The sequence below is a fragment of the Rossellomorea sp. ABR4_012 genome (assembly GCF_056159545.1).
Genome location: NZ_JBSWVK010000001.1, coordinates 1,751,556 through 1,767,290 on the forward strand (window position 1 = coordinate 1,751,556; position 15,735 = coordinate 1,767,290).

Consider the following 15,735-nt stretch of genomic DNA (forward strand, 5'->3'; position numbering starts at 1 on the left):
TATTTTAAAAATCCCTTATTTTACCAGGGATAAATTTACATTAGGTGTTACATACGAAGGACCGGCGTAAGTAGCAAGGAGGTAACATAATGAACATAAATAAGATTCCAAAGGTTCCTTTAATCATCATTGCAGCAATACTCCTTTGGGTAAAAACGTATATTGTCTATAAAACTAGTTTTGATATAAAAATAGAAAACACGATTCAAGAAATTATTCTCTTCATGAATCCGTTAAGTTTCTTATTGTTTATATTTGGGATCGGACTATTGATGAAGAAAGATAAATCACGCACCCGCTATATCATCATCACAAGTTTCTTATTGTCCTTTATCCTCTATGGGAATGTTGTCTTTTATCGATTCTTCGATGACTTCTTAACACTTCCTGTACTATTCCAAACAAGTAACTTTTCAGATTTAGGAAGCAGCGCAAGTGCCATCATGGGCTGGAAAGACCTGTTTTACTTCCTGGATGTAATCGTATTAATCGCACTGATTAAATTCATGCCTTCATGGTTCTCAATTGGAAATTACAGCCGTGTGAGCAGAAGAGCCTATTTCTTAGTCGCTACAGCACTGGTATTCTTCAACCTTGGCCTGGCTGAGTCGGAAAGACCCCAGCTTCTTACACGAACATTTGACCGTGAAATGCTTGTTAAGAACATTGGAACATACAACTATCATATTTATGATATCTTCCTGCAATCGAAGTCTTCTGCTCAAAGAGCAATGGCAGACGGCAGTGAGCTTGCAGGTATCGACAACTATATCCGCGCAAGCTACATCAAGCCAGAAGATGAAATGTACGGAATCGGAAAAGACAAGAACCTGATCATCGTATCAATGGAATCTCTCCAAAACTTTGTAATCAATGAGAAAGTGAACGGGGAAGAAATCACACCGTTTTTAAATGACTTTATCGGTGAAAGCTACTACTTTGATAATTTCTACCATCAAACGCAGCAGGGTAAAACGTCAGATTCCGAGTTCCTCTTGGATAACTCTCTTTATCCGTTAAACCGGGGAGCAGTTTTCTTCACTCATTCAGGCAACCAGTTCGATTCAATGACGGAAAAGCTTGATGCGAACGGATACTATACAACTGCGATGCACGCCAATAATAAGAGCTTCTGGAATCGTGACATCATGTACGATTCTTTAGGATATGAGCGTTTCTACTCATTGCCGGATTATGAGGTAACAGATGAAAACTCCGTCAACTGGGGGATGAAAGATATCCCTTTCTTTGAACAATCGGTTGAACATATGAAAGAAATGCCGAAGCCTTTCAGTACGAAAATGATTACGTTAACGAACCATTATCCATTCACACTGGATGAAGAAGATAAATTAGTGGAGCCATACACGTCTAAAGACGGTACCGTAAACCGCTATTTCCAGACAGTACGTTATATGGATGAAGCATTGAAGAACTTTATTGCTGATCTGAAAGAATCAGGTTTGTATGAAGATTCCATCCTCGTCATGTATGGAGATCACTATGGAATCTCTGAAAACCACGATACCGCAATGGGTCAATATCTTGGCAAGGAAGTAACTCCTCTTGTGAGTACTCAACTGCAAAGGGTGCCGCTCATCATCCATATTCCTGGACAAGAAGGTAAAACGATTTCCAAGGTTTCTGGTCAAATCGACTTGAAACCAACGATATTACACTTGTTGGGGATTGATACAAAGAAAGACATTCAATTCGGTGGAGACCTTTTCTCCGAACAGCATGAAGATTTTGCGATCCTTCGTGACGGACGTTTCATCACAAAAGATTATGTTTATGCTGGGGAAAAATGCTGGGATAAGAATACAGAAGAAGTAACCGATATGAAATTCTGTAAACCATATCAGGAACGTGCGACAGAAGAACTCGAATACTCAGACAAGATTATTTACGGAGACCTGCTTCGCTTTTATGAAGAAACAGAGTACCGTGATGAAGACCAACAATAGCTTGTGAATTATATTCACAAGAGCTTGCGAATTATATTCACAAGAGCTTGCGAATTATATTCGCAAGCTCTTTTTTTGTCATGAAATAAAGAGTCCTTCATATGAGTAAGTAAGGATGGTATAGCAGGGAGGTTTCACAATGAAAATAAGGGTGAGAAATGGAGATACATTTTGGTATTACAGTCAGCTATTCTTTATTCCTATCGGGTTGGTCATTGATTCAAATCCCTCTCTCGACCCCAATGAATTAAAAATAGGGATGGAAGTGGAAATCCCGGGCTTTATAAGACAAAGCTATACAATCAAGCAGGGAGATACTTTCAGGAATCTCGCCGGACAGCAGAATATTCATGTAGATGCTCTTTTTTTGGTAAACGAAGAGATCGGCCCCAACACCCTGAATATCGGAACAACGATATATTTACCTTCTAGGGTCATCAACCCCATCGTAAATGGAAAACAGGGATATAGTTCAGATGTATTAGAAAGAGATCTAAAGAAACTAATAGAAATATATCCATTTATTAAATTGAATTCAATAGGTGAAAGTGTAATGGGGAAACCGATTGTTGAATTGAAAATCGGAAATGGGAGGAAAAAGGTGCACATGGATGCATCCTTTCACGCCAATGAATGGATCACGACTTCAATCCTGATGACTTTCCTGAATGATTACCTTCTTTCATTGACGAATGTGATGCCAATACGGGGTGTACAAACAATGCCGGTATACACTGGAGTGACATTGTCGATTGTACCTATGGTAAACCCGGATGGTGTCGATCTTGTCTTAAAAGGTCCTCCGCAAAAAATGAAGAAAGAACTGATGACCTTAAATAAAGGCAGCTCTGATTTTACCGGATGGAAAGCGAATATCCGTGGTGTCGACCTTAATAATCAATTTCCTGCAAAGTGGGAGGTCGAAAAAGAAAGGAAAGAAGAAAAGTCTCCAGTCCCACGGGATTTCCCAGGAGATAAGCCCCTTTCAGAACCTGAAACGATTGCAATGGCTGAGCTTGCCAAAGAAGAAGTCTTTGACCGGCTGCTTGCTTTACACACCCAGGGAAAAGAGTTTTACTGGGGATATGATGGACTGGAACCCCTTGAAGCAGAGTGGCTTGCAGAAGATTTCGAAAGGGTCAGCGGCTATAAATCTGTAAGATACGTGGACAGCTATGCGGGTTATAAGGACTGGTATATAAAAGAATTTCAGAAATCCGCTTTTACGTTAGAACTGGGAAAAGGTATAAATCCCCTTCCTCTCTCTCAGTTTGATGAGATCTACAGAGACACTTTAGGGATATTCCTCGTTACTGTTAACAGATGGTACTAAGTGAATGGGGATGGGCCAATAAATAGTTGTTTTTTCCTGTTTTTTTAGTTAAAACATAGTAGATTTTTAAGGGAAAGAGGAGTAAAATTAATCATCAAGTTCTTTACAGTGTAAGAATACCTATACCCAGATAAGCATAACGATCCTTTTAAAGGACCAGGTGATGACCCTTTGACAATGCTGTATGAGTAGTGTCAATTCAAGAGGTCATCATTTTTTGAATTTTTGTAATGTTTTTATCATATTATTGAAACATTTTCCGCGGTAATACGTACTAATTTATATGTGGATTACTGAGAGGGGGAGAGTCTATTGAAAAAACATAGCTTACTTTATCTATTCATCGTTTTTAATCTGATTATAATGGCGGCTTGTCAATCTCAGGTCACCAAAACTCCCCCTCCTGGAGAGAATAGTCAAGAAAAACAAGCATCCAAAGAGATTAAAGAAAACAGTATTCAATCAGAGGCGTTTATAGAAAATGTGGATTGGTTATCGGATACAGATGTGCTGACTGTTATAGAAGAAGAAGGGGAGACTGCCTTTTATGTCTCTGACGTTTTCGAGGGGGGCAGTGAAAAAATATACCAAATATCTTCTTCCTATGTCCATGCCGTTGTTTCCCCTGATAAAGACAAGGTCATGATTCACTCTGCACCTGCAACATATTCGGCCATGATTACCATCATCGACCTTAACGGAAAAGTGTTTTACCAGGATGAAATTCCTTCATATGAATTATCATATGAGTGGAATGAATTCAATACAGACAAACTTCTGATTACAAGCTTTGCTGAAGACTGGAGCTTTGAAGTATATGAACTGGATTTGAGTACTTCCAAATTTCAAAAGGTAGAGGTGGAACAGCCTTTTGTAAAATGGGATTCTGATGTTTCTGTTCTTTATCAGGACTGGAACAGTGAGGAAATCAGTGTTTCAGCTCCTCTCGTAAGTGAAAATATTCTGGATGGAAAAAAAGAGACTGTCGATTCATCAAGCATCCATTTTGAACGCTTCCCTGAATTTCTGCTTTCTGTTCATGAAAGTGAAGGTACAGATAATGAGTTCACATATCAGTTCATAAATGAAAACGGTGAAATCCTATCCACTTTCCAGGTGACATTGCTGAACCGTTATACTGATTGGTTCATACCTTTTTATGATATGATAGAAAACAATAATGAATTGATTACGATTCAAGCAAACGAGGCCGGTACCTTTGATACGTATTCTGGAAAATTCTCATTAAAGAAATGGGATATCGTGACGGGCAGTGAAGACATATTGGTTGAAGATCTTCCTTTAGAACCAATACAGTGTTCACCTAATGGGCCATATTGCTTGTATGGTAATCAGCTTGAAAAAGTCATTAATTTGAAAGATTCCACAATCATATCACTAGTAAAAGAGGAAGGGTAGATACAACATGGCAATTGTAGACGTAACAGTTATTCCAATTGGGACAGATACTCCAAGCGTCAGTTCTTATGTTGCTGACCTGCAGAAAATCCTTAAGAAACACCAAGATGAAGGGAATATCCGATTTCAGCTTACTCCCATGAATACCATTATTGAAGGAGAACTCCCGACATTGCTTTCGGTCATCCAGGAAATCCACGAGGCACCGTTTCAGAAAGGGATCAAGCGCGTTGCCACAAATATTAGAATCGATGATCGCAGAGATAAAAAAGGAACAATGGAAGGAAAGCTTGCATCTGTTCAAGGACATATGGAATAAGAAAATGGTGAGCAGATTGTCTGCTCACCATTTCAATTATCGTTTTTGTGAAAGTAAAAAGCCCTCACGAATGGAGGGCTTTTCCTTGTTCAATATTTTTTTAGTGACCACCTGGGTATCCAGAGTGAAGGACAGTCATAATTGTAAACCAGCCAAAAACACCAAGAGTAGCCAATGAAAATACGATTCCAAGAGCATTTTTGTTTTTGAATGTGCTTACTACTGCGAATAAAGCTAAAAGTGTAACCAATGCTGTAATAATTACAAGACCCATTTATATGACCCCTTTCATTAAAAATGCGTTTTCCTAACCGCTTACAAAAATACAAATAATCATATGTACATAAATGCACTCATTAACATTTTATATTTTTTTCCTCTGTTTGTCGAGGTCTAAAGTTTGACACTTCTATGGCAGCGTCACTTTCTATTTGTTTTTATCTCAACCAGCCTTCTGCTACAATAACAGTATCTTGTAGTTATTTAGGAGTGAAAAAATGAATTGGAAACAGATTCCTTTAGGCCCGCTGCAAACAAACTGCTATATCCTATGGAACGATAGGAAAAAATGTTTGATTATCGATCCTGGTGCTGAAGGTGAAAAATTAGTAAACTGGCTGAATGAAAATAATCTGGAGCCGCAGGCGATTTTATTGACTCATGCACATTTCGATCATATTGGCGCAGTCGATACTGTCAGGAATACATATAAAATACCGGTATATATCCATGAGAAAGAGTCTGATTGGCTGACAGATCCCGGTTTGAATGGTTCCGGCTTGTTCGGAATGGGAAGTATTCAATGCAACCCAGCAGAGAAAGTATTCACTTCTGAAAAAACGGTCACCATTGAGGATTTTACGCTTAAACTTTTTGAAACACCTGGGCACTCGCCGGGAAGTCTCTCCTATTATGTGCAAAGTGAAGGAATAGTATTTGCCGGGGATACACTTTTTATGGGAAGCATCGGACGGAGTGATCTGCCTGGCGGTAGCCATGAACAGCTGCTGTCGAGTATCCATGATCATCTCCTTACTCTTCCGGAAGAAACAGTCGTCCTTCCCGGGCATGGTCCAACGACTACCGTGGGAGATGAGATGGACGGCAATCCATTTTTGAACGGGTTTTAATTAATTGAAAGAAAAAAATTCCCTTTAGCATTGAGCTAAAGGGAATTTTTTTTAGTGTCCTCCTGCACCCGGAGTCATCATAAAGGTCGTCCAGTAAGTAAACCCAGCGAAGAACACAGTCAGATAGGCACCGAAAATATAAATATACATACGTTCGGATAATTTTAAATAGCTTAACATAATGAAGAATCCTGTTTGGCCTAAAAAGATTAATGATGTCGTTGTCATATCGCCAAGATAAAACATTACAGCAAAAATTCCAGTCCAGAATCCAAGAACTCTGTACATACGATCCATATGTAACCCTCCTTTGCACCCTAAGTCCATCATTCAATATTATAAATGAACATTACTACAAAAGTAAATATCTGTTTGATGATAGTTTGTGACGATTACGTGATATCTACTCTGAGAACTTTAAAACGTGCCCCGGTTCTTTCGGGCATGGAACTGTAGAGATTTTTGAGCTTAATTATATGATACCCTCGTTTTTTTGATATAAGCCTGGTGAAACAGATAGATTTCTTTTTTGTATAACTTTTTTATAGTTAAGAAAAAAATGTAAAACCCTAAAAACCAGGCACTGTTTGATTTGCGCCCCGGTTTTGTTTAGTTTTGAAATAAAAAAACAAATTGCTAAGTTAAAATGGTGTACAAATGCTATACAAAGGGTATACAATGCATGTAATTAATAATAGTAACTTGCTTATAGACAATAAAAGGAGGATATATAATGGAAAACCTAACGTTCTTTACTTATCCAAGCTGCACCTCTTGTAGAAAAGCAAAGAAATGGCTTAATGCAAATTCGATTGACTTCGATGAACGTCACCTATTCAGAGATACTCCTACTCATGATGAGCTGGTCCGATTACTTTCCCTTACTACGGAAGGACTTGATGAAATTCTGGCCACCCGAAGCCAGACATTCAAAAAGCTTGGAAAAGATGTGAACGACCTCCCGCTTTCCCAGGTGATTGACTTAATTGTTAAGGAACCGAAACTTCTTCGCCGCCCGTTATTAACCGATGGAAAAAAGCTGGTGGTAGGTTATAATCCTGATGGACTGAAAAGCTTTTCCGGCAAAAAGCCCAGTTTGAAAAAGAGCAGTTGATCGTCGTGAATATGAATGCAATTACAAAGGCAGGCATCTTATAGGATGACCTGCCTTTTTTTAAGCTTGTCGTCTCAGGGTAAAACCCTTCCGCTTATAATTGTGACCAGCTCCAGGGCTTAGAGGCTCGAGGTCATAAGTCAAGCCACCCAAAAAGGCAAAGAACGCCTTTCCGGGTGGCTCGCCTTATGCTTGTCGCCTCTGAGCAAAGCCCTTCCGCTTTTAATTGTGTCCAGCTCCGGCGGCTAGGAGCTCGAGGTCATAAGCCAAAAACCCCAAAAAGGCAAAGAACGCCTTTCCGAGGTATCCGTCTTATGCTTGTCGTCTCTAAACGAGCCGCCTCCGCTTTTCTTTTATCCAGCTCCAGGGCTTAGAGGCTCGAGGTCATAAGTCAAGCCACCCAAAAAGGCAAAGAACGCCTTTCCGGGTGGCTCGCCTTATGCTTGTCGCCTCTGAGCAAAGCCCTTCCGCTTATAATTGTGTCCAGCTCCGGCGGCTAGGAGCTCGAGGTCATAAGCTAAACTTACCAAAAAGGCAAAGAGCGCCTTTCCGGTAAGTTCATCTTATGCTTGTCGCTCCTGAACGAGCCGCCTCCGCTTTTCGTACTGGGCTAGCTGGATTCGAACCAACGCATGTCGCAGTCAAAGTGCGATGCCTTACCGCTTGGCTATAGCCCATTGATGTTACTACATTGGATAGTATGAGAAGACAGGCGGAGAAATATACAATGTTTTTACAAAGTTTTTTTTAGCTGCGTCCTTGAATGATGGGTAAATACTCTAGGGTTAATTAGAATAATTCTTAAAAGATCATAAAATCTGCAAATGGAACATATTTTTTGTCGAACGGATCGTATTTTCTTGAAATGGATCATAAATCACTGAAATGGCTCATAAAACTTCAGAATGGATCATAAACCGATAATCACATGTTTAATCAAAGCTCTTTAGCCTTTATATGATGTGTATTTGCAGCTCAATGACTGATTCCTCACCAGACCTGGTTAATATTATCTTTTTACAATCAATTTCTCTTAAGCTTTCGTTCATTTTCATCTAAGTATACTGATCCGCTAACCAGCCAGAAAAAAAACCATAAAGAACTAAGCTATAAAACATAAAAAAATAAAGGGTTTTGTAAACTTTTGTCGTATATATTATTTATAGAAAAAGAAAGGTGGTGCCAATCACGATATATCAATCTGTAGAATCTCTTTCAGAAGTCATGCTCAAAGATGCAATCAAGAATGATGCATCCGATATTCACCTGATTCCTAGACTCAATGATTACAACATTCAGTTTCGTAAAACTGGGGTGTTGTCTCCATTCCAATCAATTCCTCTTGAACAGGGGGAAAGGCTCATCGCCCATCTAAAGTTCATGGCGTCAATGGATATCGGGGAAAAACGCAAACCTCAAAGCGGTTCCTTCAACACGACCATCAAAAACTCACCCGTCTCCCTCAGAATTTCGACCTTGCCAACCAATCACCTCAAAGAAAGCCTGGTCATTCGGATACTCCCAACAAAGCTCCATATCCCGTTTGAAAAAATGTCGCTTTACCCTTCTTCAGCCAAAAAACTTCTTGCCCTTCTCATGTATTCTCATGGCCTCATCATTTTCACAGGACCGACCGGCAGCGGAAAAACCACTACCTTATATTCGCTTGTCCATCACTGTTCATCCGCCCTTAACCGCAATGTCATCACACTGGAAGATCCCATTGAAAAAGATCATGAGAATATGGTACAGATTCAAGTGAATGAAAAAGCGGGGATCACGTATTCAACAGGATTGAAAGCGATTCTGAGGCATGACCCCGACATCATCATGGTAGGTGAGATACGTGACAGGGAAACTGCTGAGATTGCTATCCGTGCCTCTCTCACGGGACATTTGGTTCTCACAACATTACACACCAAAGACGCAAAAAGCGCTGTTTACAGATTGATGGAATTGGGGATCCACTGGCATGATATCCAGCAGACATTGATTGCGGTATCGGCTCAACGGCTGCTGAAACTCAGGTGTCCAGTCTGTGAGCCGGATTGCAATGGTGACTGCAAAGGGCAGGAAGCAATGAAACGGGCATCTGTGTATGAAATAGTGACGGGGAGCGCTCTTAAAGAAGTCATTAAAGAAGCAAGAGGAGAAGAGGCAAACTATCACTATCCTACACTTCGCACATTGATAAACAAGGGGGTGGCATTGGGATTTGTTCCAGAAGCTGAGTTCCGGAAATGGATTCATGAAGAAAACGGATGAACAGGGGAAGTTTCTGAAACGAATAGGTGATCTTCTCCTGAAAGGATACACGTTTTCAGAAGCGATTGATTTTTTGCTTGTGCCTGGGAGGACCGGCCCAAAGAAATTAAAGAAGAGGATCACCTTGTCCCTTCAAAAAGGAGAATCACTTTCCTCCATCTTTGACCGGCAGCTGAGACTGCCCAAACAGGTCTCAGCTCAAATTTTCTTCGCTGAGCATCATGGACAGATGGGGATTACACTTATCGAAGCCGGCAACTACCTTCTGAAAAAGAATGAGGAGAAACAAAAGGTTCTCCGGGTCATTCAATATCCTGTTTTTCTGGTACTGATTGCGATTATGCTAATGGTGCTCCTTCGAAGAATCCTGTTTCCCCGCTTTCAAGCATTATACAGTTCACTTGGGTACGATCAGTCAAGCAGCATGAATTATCTACTTTGGTTTATTGAAAGCTTCCCCACTTATTTTTTTGGATTAATTCTGATTCTGGCAATCGCAGCCCCTTTCCTATATTTCTTCAAAAATAAACTCTTTCAAGTGAAGCATATCGTTATTCTTACCAAGTTTCCGCTGCTTTCCTTTTTCATAAAGCATCATCATACTCATTTTTTTGCGAGGGAACTGAGTTTTCTTCTCACAAACGGTGTGTCTATAACAGAATCATTGACAATTATTGAAAAACAGTCATTCCGTCCTTCCATGCAATACATCTCGAAAAAGCTCCTCAATGGATTGAAAGAAGGTAAACCGCTACATGAATGCGCTTCGAAGATAGCATTTTTTCAGCAAGAGTTTTCTTATGTGGTCGCTCATGGCCAAAAAAACGGGAGGCTAGCCGATGAATTGAAATTGTACAGTGAAATTTGCTTTGCGGAACTCGAAGAGAAAGGAAATCAATTATTGAAGTACATCCAGCCAACGATCTTTGTCTTTGTCGGGCTATTCATCATGGCCATTTATTTTTCAATCATGATGCCGTTATTCCAGATGATGCAAGGGATCTAATGAGAAACATTAAGGAGGAACACTCGATGCTGAATAATGAAAAAGGATTTACGATGATTGAAATGATGATTGTCCTGCTTGTCATTTCGGTGCTGTTATTTGTGACGATCCCAAACGTCACCAGCCAAAGCAATAAGATTAATTCAAAAGGGTGTGAAGCCTTCAAAAATATGGTGGAAGGACAGGTTGAAGCTTACAAAATGGATGGGAATACAGAACCTGTCAGCATGACTGAATTAGTCACAAAAGAGTACTTGAATCCAGAGTACCAAAAATGTCCTGATGGAACTGCCCTTACAATCGATGCTGAAGGAAACGTGTTAGAAGAAGTTGCGGGGAATTAAAAGCTGCCTCCACACACAAAATGGTTTCACATTCATTGAAATGCTGATTGTCTTACTTGTCTTCTCCATCCTGATAACATTCGCTGCTTTTTCAACAGAACCATTAAAAAAACAGACTGAAAAAAGTCTGTTCATTTCACAGCTCCAATCAGATCTCTACCTGATACAAAGCCACAGCATTTTCTCACAATCTTCTCTCACTTTAGTATTTTATCCTTATGCTAATAAATATGTCGCCAAAGATTATTTCGGGACGACGCTGGTTTCCAGAGAGCTCCCAGACGGTATTGAGCTTTCTGAGTTGAACAGGTTGAATGAAATCGTGTTTAACTCCTCAGGAAATACGAATCGGTTCGGTCCAGTGTATTTCAATTGTGAAGGTTCTACCATTAAACTATCATTTCAAATCGGACAAGGGAGATTTTATGTACAGGAACTCTAATGGATTTTCAATGGCTGAGAGTTTGATCGCTTTCAGCTGCTTTATGATGATAATGGCTTTTTTCCTTCCTTTCTGTATCCGGATGATCGTGACTCTGCAGGAGAAACAGCATAGGGTGGAAGCGCTGAAGTTTCTGCAGGAAGGAATGGAACAGGCGATTGTCACGAATGAATTTAAATCTGATAACCGTAAGTTTGAAGGTATCGACTACTTCTTCAGCTGGGAGGATGCCAGCGGCAAAAATGCTTGTGTCTCTTACGCAAAGGGGAGTGTCACTCATGAAGTCTGTGCTTCAGAATAATAAGGGATTTACGCTTTTGGATGCACTCTTGTCCTTATTGGTATTCTCGATTATTTCACTCACCCTTCCTATGATCATGAAGGGATTCGAATCACTTAAAACAGAGAGCGTACCGCCGCGTTATTATGAATGGAATTTGTTCAGCGAAAGTCTTAGGAATGAGGTGTGGGGTAGCGGGAAAATCATGATTTCACCTGAGCAGATCTCATTTGAGAAAGAAGGGGACAGAATTACCTATGAACGATACCAAAACTCCATCCGCCGGAAAGTGAATGAAAAAGGACATGAAGTGGTGCTGCAATCGATTCATTCGCTTGCTTTTTCACAGGTGCCTCAAGGGGTGAAGGTGGAAATCGATTTTGAAAAAGGGGAGAGGATGGAAAGTGAGTTTTATTACTTTTACAAGGAGAATTCTCCGGAAGCTCCTGGATGATGAAGGATTTATTTTGCCTTATTCTTTTCTTCTCTTAATCCTGGTGATGATGGCAGGCGTAGCTTCGACAAGTTTGTTTCTAAGCAAGTATCAATATTTAACCAATATGGGGAAAGTATATGAGAGGAAAGTAAGCATAGCGCATGGCGTGCTGCTTGGAATGGAACGCGGAACTGAGGGAACGGTTCAGCATATTGGACCTTATGGACAAACCGAATCGACGACCTCTCAACTGACTGAACAGGAAATGGCAATGGAAATCACCTATCAATCTAGTGATAAGGTTTTTAAGCCTGTCTCCGTTGTGTATAATAAGGAAACAAAACACATTATAGATTGGAAGTAATTCGGATGACGATTTTTTTGGTAGGTTTTATGGGGGTCGGTAAGACCACTGTTGGTAAAGAACTTGGGGAGCTGCAGGAGCTTCCGGTCATCGATATGGACCACTTCATAGAAGAGAAAGAAGGCAGGACCATCAAAGACATCTTCAGGGAAGATGGTGAGGATCACTTTCGTTCAATTGAAACAGAAGCATTGAAAGAACTGATCAAGAAAAAAGCGGTCATTACAACAGGGGGAGGAATTGTTGAAAGAAAAGAGAACAGAGAGATACTTGCATCCGTGGAGACCGTGTTTCATCTCTTCTGTTCTTATGAGGTTTTGTGGGAACGGCTGAAGGGAGACTCCGAACGTCCGCTGGTACAAAAAAATTCCATGAACGGCTTGCTTGAGTTATACAATCGCCGCCTCCCCCTTTATAGGAGTGTCAGTAAGATCGAAATTGATACTACGTACCAAACGATTGATGAAACGATAAACGAATTCAAGCGTTATCTCGCTTTTGATTAAATTAAGAAGCGGTGGATATACTGATAGAAGCGGAAGGTGGTGCGTTTATGTCAGTAAATGATTACGTAAAATTCATAACCCAGACATTTGTCCAGCATTATGATAAATCTCCCCATGAACGAAAATCACTCAAACATCAAAGGAAGAATCAACGCCCCCCATTTTTATTCAGATGGTTCGGGATCGTGCCTTATGCGTTTATGGTATTGTTTAAAAAACATAAAAAATAGGAACCGCCTCTGTTGATTGCAGGGCGGTTTCCTTATTGTGGGGTTAATGTGAATGCTGTAAGTAGAAAATCCCTCCATTGATGATATCAATCGATATTTTTGGTTCATATTGTTCCTTCAATGCCTGTTTTTCGAGATGATATGATTCAGGCTTTTCCTCGTGATCCCCATAGAAATGACTTAACAGCTCCAGATCCTCTTCCCATCTTTTCCGGGCATCATCCGCCCATGTGAATGATTCTTGTTCGAGCCCCTGCAGCAGATAACTTTGAATACGATTTATCCCGCTTTTAGGTTTAATGATGGGTGTCAATGTAAAAGAGAAATCGGGTATTTTAGGCGTCAGTTTTTTCGATAACAAAAAGGTATGGAAGTCTTCCTGGATATGGCCATTGATCAAATTGAGCCCGATGCTCCGAATACTGTCTTTCTTCAAATTTGTTACATGGGAGACCTTTATATTCAATCCGAGCCATGGATGAAGCGGTACTTGCTGTCCATTGACATTCATTCGCTCTTCATAAAGCCGGATGTACCCTGCCAGATTCCTCGTGGAACGGAATATCTGGTGTAAACGGGGAGAGCCGAAGTGAATGAGCTCCCCTTTGAAGTCTTCAGGTGCCCTTTCACCATTTGTCACCAATGACAGTTTCATCGGATTGGGGATACCGCCTGTCTTCTCGAGATAGTGCCAATAAAAAGGCCGATTCATCAGCTCTTTATCCAAGTCGATCGTCAGCTGGACGGTCATATAACCGTCCCCGTTTGCAACCAGCTCGCAGCCGTTTGCTGTAAAATAACGTTCAAGAAATCGATGAATTTCGTGCTGCTGCATTAGCTTGTTCCTCCTTTAGTTCTTCTGCAAATTGAATCATGCTGGTGAGGTTTTCCATTTTTATTTTTAGCTCACCTTCTGTCTTGGATGAGGAAAGGATATCTGCAACATGCTCTTCAAAATCTGCAAAATCGAGTCGTGTCAAAATCTCATCCAGCTGGCCGATCACTCTTTCGAATAGGTTTATTTTTTCATATAACAGTTTCAGAATGTGTTCTTCTACAGTATCTCTCGTGGCAAAATTATAGATATGCACATCCTCGGTCTGACCCAGACGGTGAACACGGCCGATCCGTTGTTCTAAGCGCATTGGATTCCATGGCAGATCGAAATTGATGACATGGTGACAGAATTGCAGGTTGATGCCTTCTCCTCCTGCTTCAGTTGCAATCAGCACTTGGGCGTGATTTTGGAAAAGCTGCCGCATCCAATCTTTTTTACCGCGTTTGAATCCGCCCCTGAACGGAACGGAAGAAATGCCATGCTGCTTTAAAAACCATTGCAAGTATAATTGGGTCGCCCGGTATTCCGTGAAAATGATCACTTTGTCATTTATTTTCTGAATCAGCTCCAATGCTTTCTGTGCCTTAGAATTCATCGTCACATTTTCTACTTTTTTCATAAGCGTTCCAATCGTATTCTCAAATGCTGCAGATGGATTTTCTTTTTTCTCAAGCATGTTTTTAAGTGTATAAAATACTGATTCCCTGCTGCTGCATGCTTCCCGCTGCAAGGTGAGAAGGGAAAATGAACTGGATGAGACCCAGTCATCATAGCTGCCTTTTAACAAATTGATACTGTTGTATAGATCCCGTTCCTGTTCATTGAAGTCAATGAGTATCGTTTTGACATGGCGCTTTGTCCACTCTATCCCTGTATCGCTCCTTCTATTACGAATCATGACTTTATTGATAAGATGGTTTAAGCTTTCATCATCATGAACCGTTCGGTCACCTTTTTTATACCGGTCGGTAAAACCGGATTCGTTTCCAAGGTGACCTGGTTTTAAAAGTGAAACAAGATGGAAAATTTCTTCGACCTTGTTTTGAATCGGAGTGGCTGTAAGCAATAAACAAAACTTTTTCTTCAGGTTTTGGACAAATTCATAGTTTTTGGTTTTATGATTTTTTAGTTTGTGAGCTTCATCAATGATGACGAGATCATAGTCTTGTTCATATACTTTTTCACGGTGAGGGCTCCGCTTGGCTGTGTCCATGGAAGAAACGACAATGTCACACTGATCCCAGACATAGCTTTTACGCTGTTGTACGGCGGGGATGAAGAACTTGCTGTTCAGTTCATAAGCCCACTGTGAGACGAGTGAAGCAGGTACGAGTATCAACACTTTTTTCACGAGGCCGCGTATCATATATTCTTTCAATATCAGACCTGCTTCGATGGTTTTCCCGAGACCCACCTCATCAGCCAGAATGGCTTTTCCATTCATTGATTCCACAACCTGCCTTGCAGCTTCGAGCTGATGGGGGAGAGGAGTCACATTTGCCAAATGTTTTGGTGCCTGAAGCCCTTCAAAGTTCGGAATTGCGAGATGCTGCTCGCATTCCACAGCAAGCTTATACAGCTCCCAATTCCCCCACGGACCATCATTGCTAATCAAAGTGTCAAGACCTTCGCCCCACTCCTCATTAAATAGAACATCAACATTCATGTGAAAAACATCTCCTTATTTAATAGAAAAATGATTGCCGGGAACTCATGTTTAATGGTAGGATGAGAGTAGATTA

19 protein-coding genes and 1 tRNA gene are annotated in these 15,735 nt (G+C 40.6%); 15 read left to right on the forward strand and 5 right to left on the reverse strand.

Features of this window, described 5'->3' with window-relative positions; genetic code table 11:
- Positions 1-89 precede the first annotated feature (89 nt).
- The 4 genes from ACXAFV_RS08540 to ACXAFV_RS08555 all read left to right on the forward strand — a co-directional run bounded on the left by ACXAFV_RS08540 (position 90) and on the right by ACXAFV_RS08555 (position 5,038).
- On the forward strand, positions 90-1,967 hold the full coding sequence (locus ACXAFV_RS08540; RefSeq protein WP_475125728.1) for an LTA synthase family protein: 1,878 nt from the start codon (positions 90-92) through the stop codon (positions 1,965-1,967).
- A gap of 139 nt (positions 1,968-2,106) precedes the next feature.
- Positions 2,107-3,300 (forward strand): M14 family metallopeptidase, encoded by a 1,194-nt coding sequence (locus ACXAFV_RS08545; protein WP_475125730.1) that lies wholly within the window; start codon positions 2,107-2,109, stop codon positions 3,298-3,300.
- Between the two features lie 312 nt (positions 3,301-3,612).
- Positions 3,613-4,719 carry a YqgU-like beta propeller domain-containing protein gene (locus ACXAFV_RS08550; RefSeq protein ID WP_475125732.1) on the forward strand — a complete coding sequence of 369 codons (1,107 nt, stop codon included), beginning with the start codon at positions 3,613-3,615 and terminating at the stop codon, positions 4,717-4,719.
- Positions 4,720-4,726: 7 nt separating this feature from the next.
- On the forward strand, positions 4,727-5,038 hold the full coding sequence (locus ACXAFV_RS08555; protein WP_475125733.1) for an MTH1187 family thiamine-binding protein: 312 nt from the start codon (positions 4,727-4,729) through the stop codon (positions 5,036-5,038).
- 100 nt (positions 5,039-5,138) lie between these two features.
- Here the strand turns inward: ACXAFV_RS08555 and ACXAFV_RS08560 are convergent, their stop codons facing one another.
- Positions 5,139-5,312 carry a DUF2759 domain-containing protein gene (locus ACXAFV_RS08560; RefSeq protein WP_172253483.1) on the reverse strand — a complete coding sequence of 58 codons (174 nt, stop codon included), beginning with the start codon at positions 5,310-5,312 and terminating at the stop codon, positions 5,139-5,141.
- 223 nt (positions 5,313-5,535) lie between these two features.
- On the opposite strand from ACXAFV_RS08560, the gene ACXAFV_RS08565 reads away from it, so the two are divergent.
- Complete coding sequence (locus ACXAFV_RS08565; RefSeq protein WP_475125734.1) at positions 5,536-6,168, forward strand: MBL fold metallo-hydrolase; 633 nt, start codon at positions 5,536-5,538, stop codon at positions 6,166-6,168.
- 51 nt (positions 6,169-6,219) lie between these two features.
- Here ACXAFV_RS08565 and ACXAFV_RS08570 read toward each other — a convergent pair whose 3' ends face one another.
- The gene (locus ACXAFV_RS08570) at positions 6,220-6,465 is read right to left on the reverse strand and encodes a DUF2626 domain-containing protein (protein ID WP_032087678.1); all 246 of its coding nucleotides are present in this window, start codon (positions 6,463-6,465) and stop codon (positions 6,220-6,222) included.
- Positions 6,466-6,901: 436 nt separating this feature from the next.
- On the opposite strand from ACXAFV_RS08570, the gene ACXAFV_RS08575 reads away from it, so the two are divergent.
- On the forward strand, positions 6,902-7,282 hold the full coding sequence (locus ACXAFV_RS08575) for a Spx/MgsR family RNA polymerase-binding regulatory protein (protein WP_475125735.1): 381 nt from the start codon (positions 6,902-6,904) through the stop codon (positions 7,280-7,282).
- A 605-nt stretch (positions 7,283-7,887) separates the two neighbouring features.
- Here the strand turns inward: ACXAFV_RS08575 and ACXAFV_RS08580 are convergent.
- Positions 7,888-7,959, reverse strand: a tRNA-Gln gene (locus ACXAFV_RS08580).
- 547 nt (positions 7,960-8,506) lie between these two features.
- Between ACXAFV_RS08580 and comGA the strand changes: the two genes are divergently transcribed.
- Genes comGA through ACXAFV_RS08625 form a run of 9 tightly spaced genes read left to right on the forward strand, consistent with a single transcriptional unit; the run spans position 8,507 to position 13,155 of the window.
- The gene (gene comGA / locus ACXAFV_RS08585; RefSeq protein WP_475126104.1) at positions 8,507-9,547 is read left to right on the forward strand and encodes a competence type IV pilus ATPase ComGA; all 1,041 of its coding nucleotides are present in this window, start codon (positions 8,507-8,509) and stop codon (positions 9,545-9,547) included.
- Positions 9,498-10,553: a competence type IV pilus assembly protein ComGB gene (comGB, locus tag ACXAFV_RS08590; protein ID WP_475125737.1), complete on the forward strand. Its 1,056-nt coding sequence runs from the start codon at positions 9,498-9,500 to the stop codon at positions 10,551-10,553. The genes comGA and comGB overlap by 50 nt, the downstream gene beginning before the upstream one ends.
- A 26-nt stretch (positions 10,554-10,579) precedes the next feature.
- A complete protein-coding gene (comGC, locus tag ACXAFV_RS08595) occupies positions 10,580-10,897 on the forward strand; it encodes a competence type IV pilus major pilin ComGC (protein ID WP_475125739.1) in 318 nt (105 codons plus the stop codon).
- Complete coding sequence (gene comGD, locus ACXAFV_RS08600) at positions 10,884-11,339, forward strand: competence type IV pilus minor pilin ComGD (RefSeq protein WP_475125740.1); 456 nt, start codon at positions 10,884-10,886, stop codon at positions 11,337-11,339. Before comGC ends, comGD begins: the two co-directional genes overlap by 14 nt.
- On the forward strand, positions 11,323-11,640 hold the full coding sequence (locus ACXAFV_RS08605) for a hypothetical protein (RefSeq protein WP_475125741.1): 318 nt from the start codon (positions 11,323-11,325) through the stop codon (positions 11,638-11,640). Before comGD ends, ACXAFV_RS08605 begins: the two co-directional genes overlap by 17 nt.
- Positions 11,618-12,073 (forward strand): competence type IV pilus minor pilin ComGF, encoded by a 456-nt coding sequence (gene comGF, locus ACXAFV_RS08610; RefSeq protein ID WP_475125742.1) that lies wholly within the window; start codon positions 11,618-11,620, stop codon positions 12,071-12,073. The genes ACXAFV_RS08605 and comGF overlap by 23 nt, the downstream gene beginning before the upstream one ends.
- Positions 12,074-12,086: 13 nt before the next feature.
- Positions 12,087-12,419, forward strand: coding sequence for a hypothetical protein (locus ACXAFV_RS08615; protein ID WP_475125744.1), 333 nt, complete (start codon positions 12,087-12,089; stop codon positions 12,417-12,419).
- A gap of 5 nt (positions 12,420-12,424) precedes the next feature.
- Positions 12,425-12,925, forward strand: a complete 501-nt coding sequence (locus tag ACXAFV_RS08620; RefSeq protein WP_475125745.1) for a shikimate kinase — start codon at positions 12,425-12,427, stop codon at positions 12,923-12,925.
- Positions 12,926-12,972: 47 nt separating this feature from the next.
- Positions 12,973-13,155 carry a YqzE family protein gene (locus tag ACXAFV_RS08625; RefSeq protein WP_475125747.1) on the forward strand — a complete coding sequence of 61 codons (183 nt, stop codon included), beginning with the start codon at positions 12,973-12,975 and terminating at the stop codon, positions 13,153-13,155.
- Positions 13,156-13,198: 43 nt separating this feature from the next.
- Here ACXAFV_RS08625 and ACXAFV_RS08630 read toward each other — a convergent pair whose 3' ends face one another.
- Both ACXAFV_RS08630 and ACXAFV_RS08635 read right to left on the reverse strand, forming a co-directional pair.
- Positions 13,199-13,990 carry a YqhG family protein gene (locus tag ACXAFV_RS08630; RefSeq protein ID WP_475125749.1) on the reverse strand — a complete coding sequence of 264 codons (792 nt, stop codon included), beginning with the start codon at positions 13,988-13,990 and terminating at the stop codon, positions 13,199-13,201.
- A complete protein-coding gene (locus tag ACXAFV_RS08635) occupies positions 13,959-15,659 on the reverse strand; it encodes a DEAD/DEAH box helicase (protein ID WP_475125751.1) in 1,701 nt (566 codons plus the stop codon). Before ACXAFV_RS08635 ends, ACXAFV_RS08630 begins: the two co-directional genes overlap by 32 nt.
- Positions 15,660-15,735 lie beyond the last annotated feature (76 nt).

Coding starts and splice junctions, on each gene's coding strand:
- ACXAFV_RS08620 (WP_475125745.1), top strand. CDS start 12,425: ATGACGATTTTTTTGGTAGGTTTTATGGGGGTCGGTAAGACCACTGTT.
- ACXAFV_RS08540 (WP_475125728.1), top strand. CDS start 90: ATGAACATAAATAAGATTCCAAAGGTTCCTTTAATCATCATTGCAGCA.
- ACXAFV_RS08635 (WP_475125751.1), bottom strand. CDS start 15,659: ATGAATGTTGATGTTCTATTTAATGAGGAGTGGGGCGAAGGTCTTGAC.
- ACXAFV_RS08545 (WP_475125730.1), top strand. CDS start 2,107: ATGAAAATAAGGGTGAGAAATGGAGATACATTTTGGTATTACAGTCAG.
- ACXAFV_RS08565 (WP_475125734.1), top strand. CDS start 5,536: ATGAATTGGAAACAGATTCCTTTAGGCCCGCTGCAAACAAACTGCTAT.
- ACXAFV_RS08625 (WP_475125747.1), top strand. CDS start 12,973: ATGTCAGTAAATGATTACGTAAAATTCATAACCCAGACATTTGTCCAG.
- ACXAFV_RS08555 (WP_475125733.1), top strand. CDS start 4,727: ATGGCAATTGTAGACGTAACAGTTATTCCAATTGGGACAGATACTCCA.
- ACXAFV_RS08605 (WP_475125741.1), top strand. CDS start 11,323: ATGTACAGGAACTCTAATGGATTTTCAATGGCTGAGAGTTTGATCGCT.
- ACXAFV_RS08570 (WP_032087678.1), bottom strand. CDS start 6,465: ATGGATCGTATGTACAGAGTTCTTGGATTCTGGACTGGAATTTTTGCT.
- ACXAFV_RS08575 (WP_475125735.1), top strand. CDS start 6,902: ATGGAAAACCTAACGTTCTTTACTTATCCAAGCTGCACCTCTTGTAGA.
- comGF (WP_475125742.1), top strand. CDS start 11,618: ATGAAGTCTGTGCTTCAGAATAATAAGGGATTTACGCTTTTGGATGCA.
- comGC (WP_475125739.1), top strand. CDS start 10,580: ATGCTGAATAATGAAAAAGGATTTACGATGATTGAAATGATGATTGTC.
- comGA (WP_475126104.1), top strand. CDS start 8,507: ATGCTCAAAGATGCAATCAAGAATGATGCATCCGATATTCACCTGATT.
- ACXAFV_RS08630 (WP_475125749.1), bottom strand. CDS start 13,990: ATGCAGCAGCACGAAATTCATCGATTTCTTGAACGTTATTTTACAGCA.
- ACXAFV_RS08560 (WP_172253483.1), bottom strand. CDS start 5,312: ATGGGTCTTGTAATTATTACAGCATTGGTTACACTTTTAGCTTTATTC.